Here is a 12,527-nt window from a genome sequence, read left to right as displayed (position 1 = left end):
CACGGTATGTGCGCGCCGATCGAGTTCGTCCGACTTTCACTGCGCCGGTGGTGGTGGGGACTGCGCCCCTTCAAGATCGGAAACCATGAGCATCCACGCACTGGAAAGGCCCACCGTCATCGAATCCTTCACACCGCGGCCCGCCCTCAGCGAACGCGAGATCGAAGTGATGCTGGCGTGGTTCGCCGCCGAGTCCAAGGGCACTGCCGCCGCGCGCCTGTTCATCTCGATCGGCACCATCAACACCCACCTCAGCCGCATCCGAGCGAAGTACGCGGCCGTGGGCCGGGCCGCGCCGACCAAGACCGCACTGTTCGTACGAGCCCTGCAGGACGGCTACACCACACTCGATCAGTGGTGAGCGGGTTCGCTACAACTCGGCCGGTTCCTGCTGGTCCTGCCCGGCCAGTCGCCGATTGCGTCGCACGCTGGAGACGAACGCCAATCCGATGAGCACCACGCCCACCAGACCGGTGACGACGTCGTTGATGTGCACGCCGATCGAGACCAGCAGGATCACCGACAGAGCGCCGATCGCCCAGTGCGCTCCGTGCTCGAGGTACACGTACTCCGACAGCGTGCCCTTGCGCACCAGGTAGACCGTCAACGACCGCACGAACATCGCACCGATGAACCCCAGGCCCAGCGCGATGATGATCGGATCGCTCGTGATGGCGAACGCACCGATGACCCCGTCGAAACTGAACGACGCGTCGAGCACCTCGAGGTAGAGGAACAGGAAGAACCCGGCCTTACCGGTGGCCTTCACCAACTCCGACGGCCCGTCCGAGCTGGTGGAGGACGACCCGTCCGAGCTGGACTCGTCGTCCCCGACGTGGAAGAAGTTGCCCAACCCGTCGACCGCGATGTAGGTGACCAGGCCCAACACCCCGGAGACCATCACGGTGCCCACCCTGTCCTCGGGCGCGAGCAACTCGGCGGTGAGCACCAGCAACACCCCGGAGACGACCACCGACAGCATGTCCAACTTGCCGGCCTTCGCCAGGGGACGCTCGATGATCGACAACCACGTGTGCTCACGTTCGGTGAAGATGAAGTTCAGGAACAGCATCAGCAGGAACATGCCGCCGAACGCCGCGATCTGCGGATGCGCGTCGGTGATCAGGGTCTCGTAGCTCGGGCGCCCGTCGGGGAAGAAGGCGGCGCCGTCGGCCGGCGGATTCAGCGCCAGTCGCATCGCCTCGACGGGTCCGAGACCCGACGCGAAATACACGATGAGCAGGGGGAACAGCAGCCGCATCCCGACCACCGCGATCAGGATGCCGACGGTGAGAAAGATCTTCTGCCAGAACTCGCTCATCCGCTGCAGGACGGTGGCGTTGATGACGGCGTTGTCGAACGACAGCGAGATCTCGAGGATGCCGAGGATCACCACAAGGGCCATCGCCTGCGGACCGCCGTAGATCAGGGCGACCAGAATAGCGACGAGGGTGACAGCTACCGACCAACCGAACACACGCACGACCACGGCGGTGGCCTCTCTCTCGGGCATACCCACCGGCTCGGTCCTGCATCGGACGAGCAGTGGCTCGGAACAGTTCAGGGGCGGCCCCGGACGGGACCGCCCCCTACTGTGTCAGAGAACGTCCAGCGAGTCAGAAGAGCTGCCGGACGCCGAAAGGTGTGTCAGACGTTGACCCCGAAGTCGCGGGCGATGCCGGCCAGGCCCGACGCGTATCCCTGACCCACCGCGCGGAACTTCCACTCGGCACCGTTGCGGTACAGCTCGCCGAACACCATGGCTGTCTCGGTGGAGGCGTCCTCACTGAGGTCGTAGCGGGCGAGTTCCGTGCCGTTCGACTTGTCGACCACGCGGATGTAGGCGTTGCGGACCTGACCGAACGACTGGGAACGGGTCTCGGCGTCGTAGATCGAGACGGGGAAGTTGATGGTGTCGATGTTCGGCGGCACAGCCGTGAGATTCACGTTGATGACCTCGTCGTCGCCGTCGCCCTCACCGGTGGTGTTGTCGCCGGTGTGCTCGATGGACCCGTCGGGGGACTTGAGGTTGTTGAAGAAGACGAAGTGCTGGTCGCTGATCACCTTCTTGTCCGCCCCCAACGCGATGGCGCTGGCGTCGAGGTCGAAATCCGTACCGGTGGTGGTGCGGATGTCCCAGCCGAGGCCCACCGATACAGCGGTGAGGTTCGGTGCTGCCTTGGTGAGCGAGACGTTTCCGCCCTTGCTGAGGCTGACGCCCATGAGATGAGGTCCTTTCGATCGGATGTGTCCGCTATCGGTCATACAGCAAACGACCACCACGGCGCGCCGGTTCCCCGCGAACTACCATCGCTGACGTGAGGCAACCCTGGCCGGGCAGGTTTTCCCGCGCGAGCGAGCGGGACGAGGCGGTTCGCGCTGCCCGCGATGCGGCGGTGGCTGCGTTCCTGGACATGGACTCGCGCCAGTCGGCCGCCTCCTCCGGCGTCTCGGCTGTCACTGCCCTGCACCCCGAGCGGAACCTGCGGACGCAGTGGGAGGCGGTGGAGACCGAGTGTTTCACCGCGGCCGGGGCGTATCTCGATGCCACCGATCGCTTCGAGGCGGAGAACTCCGAGGCGGCCCACGTGGCGTTCACGCACGTCTACGACCAACTGGTGCAGGCCAGCCGAGCCGTCGACGAGTTCTACGTGGCTCACCGAGCCGATCTCGACGACGCTCTCGCGGCGGTGGGAGCGGTGCCCCGAATTGCCGAGCAGGCTCGCTCGCAGGCCCGCTCGGCGCTGGCGACCCTCTCCGACGACCCCGTGCATCGCTACCGGTCGGTGATCTCGGCGGCCGACCGTCTGCGCGCGGACCTGCATGATCTGGCCTCGGCGGAGGCAGACCGGAACCCCGTCCGCACACGGGATGTGGCCGCACGGGTGCGCGAGCACACCACGGCCCTGACCACCGCACTGAGCGAGGCGCCCGCCAAGGCCGGTGACGCCGCCCGCGCGCTGGCATCGGTGCGCACCCGCCTGCAGGCCGTCGGTACGCGCGCGGAGAGGATCGGACCGGCGTACTCGGCGCTGCTTCGCGAGTTCGTCGCGGCGAGTTCGGCCGATCTGACCGCGGCGCGAACGGACGTCACCGACCACATGGCGCGCGCCGAGAGCGCCATCGCTGCTGCCACCCGCGACCGCGACACCGATCCCGAGGCGGCACTCGAGGCGATCGCCGCGGCGCGAGAGCATCTCAGCGCCGCCGAGCGACGGATCGCCGACGTCACCGGCCGACTCGAGCGCCTGCGGGGCACACGTGACGATCCCGGAGCCGCGGAGGCCGCCGTGCGGTTCGCGCTGCGTGACGCCCAGCTTCTCGCCGTCACGCGCGGATTGGTGAACGAGTGGGGATCGGTGCTCGATGCCCAGGCCGATCGCATCGCGCGGGCCCATGCAAAGCTCGACACACCTCGACCGGACTACTGGGCCTACCTCCAGGAGATAGATTCGATCACCGAGTTCATCGCGGGCGTCGTCTCGCGGATGCGCGGCCGACACGGCGCCTGACTCCCCGCTCGGGACACACGCCGACCACCCGCCGAGAAAGGCAGCCGTGCACCATTTCCGACAACTGGACGTCCAGACACGTACCCACCTCTTCGCGCGGGAGCCGGCGACGATCGAGGCGGACGGCGACCTGACCGTGCTGGCCATGTCGCTCGGCGCCACGCTGTACATCCCCGCGATGCGGGAAGACCTACCGGGAACCGTTCGGCGCCGCGCCGCCGAGGGCGTGGTGTCGATGGTGATCGACCTCGAGGACGCCGTGGCCGATCAGGACCGGGATGCCGCCCGGGTGCGCGTGGCCGGCGCGCTCGACGCGTTGGCCACCGATCCTCCTGCGGTCTCCCTGTTCGTCCGCGTGCGCACCGACGACGACATCGAGTTCGTGTGCCGCGCCGTCACCTCCGGTCTCGCCGTGCTCGACGGGTTCGTTCTGCCGAAGTTCCGGTCCGTGAACGGTGCATCGCTGCTGACCCACGTGCGGGACCTCGCCGCCGAATACGGGCGACGGCTCCTGGTGATGCCCGTGCTCGAATCGCGGGAGGTGCTCTACCGGGAGTCCCGCGACGCCGAACTGCTGGCGATCGGCCGCATCCTGGCAGGTCACCGTGACCGTGTGCTGGCCGTACGCATCGGCGCCACCGACCTGTGCGGTGCCTTCGGGATCCGCCGCGACCGGGACCTGACCATCTACGACGTCCGGGTGGTCGCCGACACCATCGGCTCGATCGTCAACCACCTCGCCCGCGCCGACGGGTCGGGGTTCATCGTGACCGGGCCCGTGTGGGAGTACTTCGCCGACCATGAGCGCATGTTCCGGCCGATGCTGCGCCAGACGCCGTTCGAGGACCTCGAGGCCGTGACGTTCCGCCAGCAGTTGGTCAGCCGGGACCTCGACGGGCTGCTGCGCGAGGTCGCCCTCGACCGTGCGAACGGTCTGCACGGCAAGACCGTCATCCATCCCTCACACGTTCCGGCCGTGCACGCACTGCAGGTGGTGACCGCCGAGGAGTACGCCGATGCGTGCGCGATCGCCGAGTCGGCCGACTCGAGCGGGGTGATGGCGTCCGGGTACAGCAACAAGATGAACGAGGTGGGTCCGCACCGCGCGTGGGCGCGGCTGACGATGGCTCGCGCCGAGGTGTTCGGGGTCACGCGCGAGGGCGTGTCGTTCGTGGACGTGATGCAAGCTCTGGCCCGCCGATGAGCAACTTCCTCACCGACGACTGGGGTGTCCGGCTCGAGCACGTCTCCTCGCCCGTGGGACGACGCCTCGAGGACCTGGTGCACCCCGGCCTGCGCAAGAACCCCAAGCGTGCGCACCTACTGGTCTCGACCGTGCTGGGCAAGCACATTCCCGTGCCGCCCTCGCGGGTGCTGGACGCCGGCGGGCTGCTGGCAACGCTGTGCGCCGACGTCCTCGACGACTCCGAGGCGGTGGTGGTGCTCGGATTCGCCGAGACGGCAACCGGTCTCGGACACACCGTGGCGTACTCGCTCGGCGCACGTGCCTATCTGCACTCGACGCGCCGGAACGTGCCGGGGGTCGAGGTGTTCGCGCAGTTCCAGGAGGGACACTCGCACGCGACCGATCATCGCCTGCTCCCCGTCGGTACCGACGTGCTGAGGGACGACCTTCCGCTGATCCTGGTGGACGACGAACTGTCCACCGGTGCAACGGCTCTGCGCACGATAGAGGCCCTGCACGCGATCGTCCCTCGCTCGCGGTACGTGCTGGCCTCCCTGGTCGATCTCCGGGAGCAGGCCCACCTCGCCGAGTCCGACACGGTGGCCCGCAGACTCGGCGCGCGCATCGACAGCGTCTGCCTCGCGAGCGGTCGCGTCGTGCTTCCCGCAGACCTTGCCGCCACCGTCGCCGCCCTGCCCGAGCCCGCCCCTCTCCAGTCGGCCGACGCGCCCGGCACGGTGCAGCGCATCGATATCGAGTGGCCCGCAGGGATACCGGACGGTGGGCGCCACCTGATCCTCGGAAGCGAATCCCGCGAGTACGATCTCGCGATCACCGCGGCAGCCGATGTCCTCGCACCTCGTCTGGAACCGCACCGGCCCGTGGTGGTGATCGGACACGAGGAGCTGATGTACCTGCCGCTGCGCATCGCGCGGCTGCTCGAGGCCACCGGGCGCGAGACGGTGTTCCAGACCAGCACCAGGTCGCCGGCTCACGTCATCGATCGCCCCGGCTATCCGCTGCGCCGCGGATTCACCTTCGCCGCAGCCGAAGTCGACGAGCACGGTTCCCGACATCTGTACAACGCGCAGTTCGCCGATCCGCGCCTCGACCCGCGTTACGTCGTGATCGCGGACTCCGCCGCCGACACCGATGCCCTCTTCGGCGGGCTCGTGCGGGCACTGGCCGGCACCGGAGCGGACGTCACCGTGGCCATCGTTCCCGCCACCGATCCCCTCGCGCTCGCCGCCGCCCGGGGTGTGCGGTGACACCCCCCGCCCTTCGCGGACCGCAGTTCGGCTCGTATGCCCCCGACGAGGTCGGCTGGCTGCTGACCGATCTCTCGCACGTTGCGCTCGAAGCCCCGACCGCTCAGCGCGAGAGCGACATTCAATCTGGCAGAGCGGCCTACTACGAGTCGTTGCCGGTGGAGTACCAGCCCGACGCCCGGTACCGGGAGTTGTTCGAGACGGTCCTGGCCGGGTCGGCGCGACGGCTGGCCGTCGCAGCTGCTGTGGTGACCGATCTGCTCCTCGCCGAGCGGCCGATGCCGCTGGTGCTGGTCTCCCTGGCCCGCGCCGGAACGCCGGTGGGAATCCTGATGCGCCGATGGGCTGCGCACCGTCACGAGCTCACGCTGCCGCACTACGCGGTCTCCATCGTCCGGGGCGGAGGCATCGACCCGGTGGCGCTCGAGTACCTGGCCGAGCACCATGATCCGTCGTCGGTGGTGTTCGTCGACGGATGGACGGGTAAGGGGGCCATCGCCCGCGAACTCGCCGCCGCACTGGAGCAGACGGAACTGGGGCGCCGCTTCGACCCGTCCCTGGCGGTGCTCGCCGACCCCGGTTCGTGCGTGTCCACGTTCGGCACACGAGAGGACTTCCTCATCGCCTCCGCATGCCTGAACTCCACTGTGTCCGGGCTGGTTTCGCGAACGGTCTACAGCGATGCACTGATCGGCCCGGGCCAGTTCCACGGCGCCAAGTTCTACTCGGAGCTGGCCGCGGACGACGTCTCGCAGCACCTGCTCGACAGCGTTACCGCCCATTTCGGCACCATCGGGGACGAGGTGACCACGCAGACCGCGCGCATCCGGTCGAGCGATCGCACCCCGACATGGGCGGGTTGGGCCTCGGTCGAGAAGGTTCGACGCGATTACGGGATCTCGAGCATCAACCTGGTGAAACCGGGGGTGGGGGAGACCACCCGGGTGCTGCTGCGGCGGGTCCCCTGGCGGGTGCTGGTTCGGGACGCCGAGCATCCTGATCACGCCCACATTCGATTGCTCGCAGCCGCGCGCGGGGTCCCCGTGGACGTGGTTGCCGATCTCGCGTACTCCTGCATGGGCCTGGTGAGGGAACTGCCGTGATCGTCACAGACCTCGACCGCACGCTCATCTTCTCCGAGGCGGCGGCCCGCACGGCGTCGGGCGAACTGGTGTGCGTCGAGCACCTCGACGGCGCCGAACTGTCGTACATGACACGCCGTGCGGCGCAGCTGCTCGCCCTGCTGACCTCGACCGTCACCGTGGTGCCCACCACCACCCGGACTGTCGAGCAGTACTCGCGGATCGCCCTTCCCGGCGGGCCGTACCGATACGCGATAACCACCAACGGTGGCGCGATACTCGTCGACGGTGTGCCGGATCCACTCTGGCGGGCCCGTGTCGATGCCGAGGTCCGCGCGACGTCGGCTCCGCTGGCGGAAGTACTGGCCGAGATGAATTCCCGTTCGGACCCGTCGTGGGTACTGAAGACGCGCACTGCGGACAACCTGTTCTGCTACCTGGTCGTCGACCCGGCGATGCAGCCGGAAGAATTCTTTCAAGAATGGTCATTATGGTGTGCCGAAAAGGGTTGGGGCGTTTCACAACAAGGGCGCAAGATCTACACGATGCCGATAAATGTGTGCAAGAGCACTGCGGCCGCCGAAGTACGAATGCGCCTCGAGCGCGAAGGGGTCGTTCGACCGACCGACACCCTGCTTGCCGCGGGCGACGGCGCTCTCGATGCGGCCCTGCTCAGAATGGCCGACGAGGCGATCCGACCCGCTCACGGCGAGCTTCACGAGTCGAGGTGGACCACCCCCGGTCTGGTGATCACGTCCACGGCAGGGGCGGCCGCGGGAGAGTCGATCGTGCAATGGATGATCGACCGGACTGCCGGCACCGATCACTTTCCTAGTAATATCGGAACTCGCTCATAACGGTGATGGGGGTCTCGACGGAGCTGATTACCACCGAACCCGCGGTGGCGATCATCCTCAGCAACAATTGGTGAAAGACCCGTGACCGATTCAGAGACTTCCCGCCCCCCGGCGGCGGCCGACACGTCGGCGTCGGACGGGTCGGACGCGCAGGGCAGGGCGGGGACCTGGCTGCTGATCGAAACCCTCGGCCTGGCCGACGGCATCGACCCGACCGTGGTGGCCGACGGCAGCCGCAAACGCAACTTCGCGAGCCCCGGCCGCAGCACCCGATCACGCGTCGTGCAGAACGCGCTCCGTGAACTCGTCTCTGCCGTCGTGGTCGGCGCCGAGCGCGTCGAATCCACCGTCGTCGATCGCGGCACGACCACCACGCTGGTGGGCGAGCCGGTGCTCTCCGCCCGGGGCGACGTGCTCGGCGTGGCCGCATGGATCGGGCCTGCGGGAACCACTCCGACCGAGCGGGACGTGGTGGGCTCGTTCGAATGGAACGCGGTCACGCGCACCACAGAGCACGGTCCCGGCCTCGAATCGAAGATCCTCGGGATCACCGAGACCACCGACCGGCGCACCCTTCCGGAGATCTGGAAGTACTTCACCGAGTTCGACTACCACGACGAGTACACCGCCTTCGTCCACCAGGTCGAGACCGGTGACATCGACAGCGGCCAGGAGTTCGCCGCGGAGATCTCGCTCGTCGGGGAGGACGGCGGCCCGCGACGGGTGCACATGACCGTCCGCTCGCGCATCTCCGGTGACGACCGCCGCGTGGTGGGCCTGGTGCACTGCATCGCCGACGCCGAGCGTCCGCCGTCCGCCTTCGCCCGCGAATTCGCCCGTACCGCGGCGACCCTCGCCGTCGATTCCGGCGACGGCCTCGGCCACCTTCTCCTGCGCACCGGGCTCGTGCTCGAGTGGTTGCGCATTCCGGCGGCACCGTTCGATCGCTGGGCCACCGAGATCCCGCAGTTGCATCCCACCAGCGCCACCGAGTTCGACTCGGCACTGGCCGAACTCGGACGCGGGGCGGTGCCGTCGATCGACCTGGTGATCTACCTGCGGTTCGCGGGCGACGACGACTGGCTGCCCGCGCACGTCACCGTCACCGCCGTCGGACACCCCGGAACGACCGGGCCGATCGTCTCCCAGGGACTGATCCAGGTGCGTGCGTCGTACGGGATCCTGGCGTGGTGATGTCAGGGTCGGTGTAGCACCCACACCTGCGACACCCCGGTCTGGCCGCGCGTGACGATGGCTGCCGACTCTGTGCGCTCGAGGGTGTAGCCGTTGCGGCGGGCGACGCCCGCACTCCGGACATTGGCTGCGTCGCAATGAATTTCGACGCTGCCGATGCCGTCCAGCTCGAGTGCGATCTCCGTCAACGCCCGCACCGCTGCGGTCACGAGGCCACGGCCCTGCGCGGCCTCGTCGATCCAATATCCGATCTCCGTCACCGCGGTCCGCTCCGGTGGACGCCGCAGACCGACCTTGCCGACGACGGTCTCGTCGAGGCAGATCAGGTAGTCGAACTCCTCGCCCGTCTCCCAGCGCACCGCGGCGATGGTGATGCGGTCGAGTTGGACCTGTGGCGACGCCGCCGACTCCACGGCCCACGGCATGAACTCGGCAAGACGGTCGAGATTGGCGGCGACGAGTTCGGCGACGATCGGCGCGTCCGCCCGGTTCTCGCGACGCAACACCACGGGGTCGCCGATCACGGTGTCGGGAGGGGCGCTGACCATGCTGACCATTGTGCCTGCATCGGACACGTACGCTGGGTACCACCAACCTCACCGGCGAGCGAAGGACGTGGACGAGTTGTCGGCAGCCCTGACCAAAGGCCAGAACGGACCCATCGAGGCGCCGGAGGTGCTGGTCGATCTCGAACTGCCCGCCCCCGCGGACATCTCCGCCCTGCTCGTCACGGCGTCCGGGAAGGTGCGGACGGACGCCGACTTCGTCTTCTTCAACCAGCCCTCCGGGCCCGGAGTTCGGCTCGTGCCCAACGCGGCCGGCCCGTCGCGCGTCGCAGTCGCCACCGCGCAGGTGCCCTCGGACATCGAGCAGATTCGCATCGTGATCACCCTCGACGACGCCTCTTCGAACTTCGGGCGCTTCCCGGCGCCCACAGCCCACGTTCTCGATCCCGCGGGTACCCGCCTGTTCTCGTACACGGTCGACGGTCTGAGCAACGAGTCGGTGGTGATCGCGCTCGAGATCTATCGCCGCCAGGGTGCGTGGAAGGTCCGCGCCGTGGGGCAGGGTTACGCAGGCGGTTTCGCAGCGCTCGTGCGTGATCACGGGGTGTCCGTCGACGACACCCCCGCGCCCGTCCCTCCCGCGCCTGTTCCCCCTGCACCCGTCCCCCCTGCACCCGCCGCGCCCCCACCGGCTCCGGCACCCACCCCGCCTGCCTACACCCCGCCCGCGTACACCCCGCCCGCGTACACCCCACCTGCCGCACCCGCGGCTCCGGCCGAGGTCAGCCTCACCAAGGCGCGACGGGTCGATCTGTCCAAGGGTCAGAAGGTCACCCTCCGGAAGGAAGGCGGGGTCGCTCTGAGCCGGATACGCATGGGCCTAGGGTGGGACCCGATCAAGCAGGGCGCATTCGGGCGACGCACCGCCGACGTCGATCTGGACGCATCGGCCATCATGTTCGCCGGGGAGCGGCACGCCGACGTCGTGTACTACGGGCAGCTGAACTCGAAGGACGGGTCGATTCACCACGAGGGCGACAACCTCACCGGTGAGGGCGACGGCGACGACGAGGTGATCAACATCGACCTCACGCGCATCCACCCACAGGTGACATCGGTGATCCTGACGGTGACGTCGTACCGCGGACAGACCTTCGAGCAGGTGGACAACGCCTTCACACGGCTTGTCGACCTGACCACCGGCGCCGAGTTGGCTCGCTTCACCCTGCAGGGAGGTATGCCGTTCACCGGTCTGGTGATGGCCAAGCTCTACCGGTCGGGCAGCGACTGGAAACTCCAGGCTGTCGGTGAGGGCATCAACGCCAAGCACGCCGGCGAGGCGCTACCGCAGCTCGGCCGCTTTCTCGTGTCCTGACCCCACGGGGGCCTGAGTCGGAGGTCGCAGCCACGACGGGCGTGAGCCCCCGCGGTCGGGTGCACCATCGAAGATGCCACCCGACGGGTCGTCGGCCCCATCGGCGCGAACCAGATCTTCTCCGGGAACGTAGATCTGGCGAAGGATCAACGCGCACAACGCGATCACAGCCAGATCACGCACGACGACCGTTGCGGTGAACCACTGCTCGGGCAGGCCCTTGTTGGACACGCCGAGGTAGTACATCATTCGCGGTACCCACACCAGGGCGTCGATCGTCATCCACGCCAGCAGGATTCGTCGATGTGGCAGAGCGAGCACCGCGAGAGGAACCAGCCACAGCGAGTACTGCGGACTCCACACCTTGTTGGTGAGCAGGAATCCGGCCACCACCAGGAAGCACAGCGACGCAAGGCGGGGGCGGCGCGGAGCCGTCAGTGCCACATAGGCCACCGCAACGCACACCAGCGCGAAGAGCACCACCGTCACCGCATTGAGCACCGACGGCTTCTCACCCGCGGCGAGAACCCCGTCGAATCCCGGCCATCCGGTGAAGGAGGTGATGACGTTGTAGATCGAGTCCGGATCGGCGCCGCGAACGGAGTTGAGTCGGAAGAACTCTCGCCAACCTCGCGGGAACAGCAGAGCGATGGGGGCGTTGACCACCACCCAGGTCGCCGCCGCCGTGGCCGTCGCTGTCACCCATTCACGCCAGCGTCCCGTTCGCCACGCCAACACTGCCATCGGTCCCAGGAGGAACAGAGGATAGAGCTTGGCCGCACCGCCGAGCCCCAGCAGAACGCCGGAGAGTACCGGCCGCCGCCGAGCCCACGCGAGCAGGCCGGTCATACCCAATGCCGTTGCCAGAGCGTCGAAATTGGTGAACACGTGCACGATCACCAAGGGGGAGCACGCCGCGATCGCGGTGTCCCACACGCGACGACCGGACAGTCGGTAGGTGGCCCAGATCGTGACCAGCCATGCAAGCGCCAGACCGAAGGCAACGATGTTGAAGTAGAGGACCACCGACAAGGCCTGCGGCAGAATAGGAATGGACCTCCAGAGCGTGGTCGTGGCCGCCGCTGCGTACTGGTACAGCCCCGTCAGGACCGGGTACTCCATGTACCGCTGGTTGGGGCTGTCGGGTGGCAGGGCGTCCTCGAGAGGTTCCTTGTACGGGAACGCCCCCTGATCGAGGTGCTCGGCACCGTACAGCGGAACCGTGTCCGAGTAACACATGGCGACGTACTGGCGGCTACCGCTCCAGTCCAGTCCCAGTTCACCGTTCGGCCCGAACGGTGCCTGCTGGATACACGCGGCCTTGCCGAACCAGCCGAACGACAAGAAGATCACCGCGAACAACAACGTCACGCGCAGCGGCGTGAAGAACCGCTGACGACCGACGAGCGCATGGCGACCCACCGGGCCGCCGATCACGGTCGAGAGCTCCGCGACCATCGGGTCGGTGAGGCTGGGCCGGTCACGCCCGCGCAGCGATCGTGCATCGGACGCGATCACACCGGGCCCGATGACAGACCCGGACGCCA

General features: G+C 68.0%; 12 protein-coding genes. 8 read left to right on the top strand and 4 right to left on the bottom strand.

Annotated elements, in window-relative coordinates:
* The first annotated feature begins 85 nt into the window (after positions 1–85).
* Positions 86–361, top strand: a complete 276-nt coding sequence (locus ACY48E_RS05455; RefSeq protein WP_462871094.1) for a LuxR C-terminal-related transcriptional regulator — start codon at positions 86–88, stop codon at positions 359–361.
* A 9-nt stretch (positions 362–370) separates the two neighbouring features.
* Here ACY48E_RS05455 and ACY48E_RS05450 read toward each other — a convergent pair whose 3' ends face one another.
* Entirely contained in the window at positions 371–1,489 is a 1,119-nt protein-coding gene (locus ACY48E_RS05450; RefSeq protein ID WP_462871231.1) for a DUF475 domain-containing protein, read from the bottom strand.
* 158 nt (positions 1,490–1,647) lie between these two features.
* Entirely contained in the window at positions 1,648–2,223 is a 576-nt protein-coding gene (locus tag ACY48E_RS05445) for a TerD family protein (protein ID WP_462871093.1), read from the bottom strand.
* Between the two features lie 95 nt (positions 2,224–2,318).
* Between ACY48E_RS05445 and ACY48E_RS05440 the strand changes: the two genes are divergently transcribed.
* The 6 genes from ACY48E_RS05440 to ACY48E_RS05415 all read left to right on the top strand — a co-directional run bounded on the left by ACY48E_RS05440 (position 2,319) and on the right by ACY48E_RS05415 (position 9,099).
* Positions 2,319–3,512: a serine/threonine-protein kinase gene (locus ACY48E_RS05440; protein WP_462871092.1), complete on the top strand. Its 1,194-nt coding sequence runs from the start codon at positions 2,319–2,321 to the stop codon at positions 3,510–3,512.
* 46 nt (positions 3,513–3,558) lie between these two features.
* On the top strand, positions 3,559–4,716 hold the full coding sequence (locus ACY48E_RS05435; RefSeq protein ID WP_462871091.1) for an HpcH/HpaI aldolase/citrate lyase family protein: 1,158 nt from the start codon (positions 3,559–3,561) through the stop codon (positions 4,714–4,716).
* Positions 4,713–5,966 carry a phosphoribosyltransferase family protein gene (locus tag ACY48E_RS05430; RefSeq protein WP_462871090.1) on the top strand — a complete coding sequence of 418 codons (1,254 nt, stop codon included), beginning with the start codon at positions 4,713–4,715 and terminating at the stop codon, positions 5,964–5,966. The genes ACY48E_RS05435 and ACY48E_RS05430 overlap by 4 nt, the downstream gene beginning before the upstream one ends.
* Complete coding sequence (locus ACY48E_RS05425) at positions 5,963–7,069, top strand: cysteine protease StiP family protein (protein WP_462871089.1); 1,107 nt, start codon at positions 5,963–5,965, stop codon at positions 7,067–7,069. Before ACY48E_RS05430 ends, ACY48E_RS05425 begins: the two co-directional genes overlap by 4 nt.
* The gene (locus ACY48E_RS05420; protein WP_462871088.1) at positions 7,066–7,905 is read left to right on the top strand and encodes an HAD family hydrolase; all 840 of its coding nucleotides are present in this window, start codon (positions 7,066–7,068) and stop codon (positions 7,903–7,905) included. The genes ACY48E_RS05425 and ACY48E_RS05420 overlap by 4 nt, the downstream gene beginning before the upstream one ends.
* An 81-nt stretch (positions 7,906–7,986) precedes the next feature.
* Complete coding sequence (locus tag ACY48E_RS05415) at positions 7,987–9,099, top strand: GAF domain-containing protein (RefSeq protein ID WP_462871087.1); 1,113 nt, start codon at positions 7,987–7,989, stop codon at positions 9,097–9,099.
* Between the two features lie 2 nt (positions 9,100–9,101).
* On the opposite strand, the gene ACY48E_RS05410 is transcribed toward ACY48E_RS05415, so the two are convergent.
* The gene (locus tag ACY48E_RS05410) at positions 9,102–9,647 is read right to left on the bottom strand and encodes a GNAT family N-acetyltransferase (protein WP_462871086.1); all 546 of its coding nucleotides are present in this window, start codon (positions 9,645–9,647) and stop codon (positions 9,102–9,104) included.
* 76 nt (positions 9,648–9,723) lie between these two features.
* On the opposite strand from ACY48E_RS05410, the gene ACY48E_RS05405 reads away from it, so the two are divergent.
* Positions 9,724–10,980, top strand: a complete 1,257-nt coding sequence (locus tag ACY48E_RS05405; RefSeq protein ID WP_462871230.1) for a TerD family protein — start codon at positions 9,724–9,726, stop codon at positions 10,978–10,980.
* On the opposite strand, the gene ACY48E_RS05400 is transcribed toward ACY48E_RS05405, so the two are convergent.
* Complete coding sequence (locus tag ACY48E_RS05400; protein ID WP_462871229.1) at positions 10,948–12,438, bottom strand: glycosyltransferase family 87 protein; 1,491 nt, start codon at positions 12,436–12,438, stop codon at positions 10,948–10,950. The two genes, ACY48E_RS05405 and ACY48E_RS05400, sit on opposite strands and share 33 nt — an antisense overlap.
* Positions 12,439–12,527 lie beyond the last annotated feature (89 nt).

Source organism: Rhodococcus sp. AZ1 (assembly GCF_054979605.1).
This window is presented reverse-complemented; position numbering and strand designations above follow the sequence as displayed.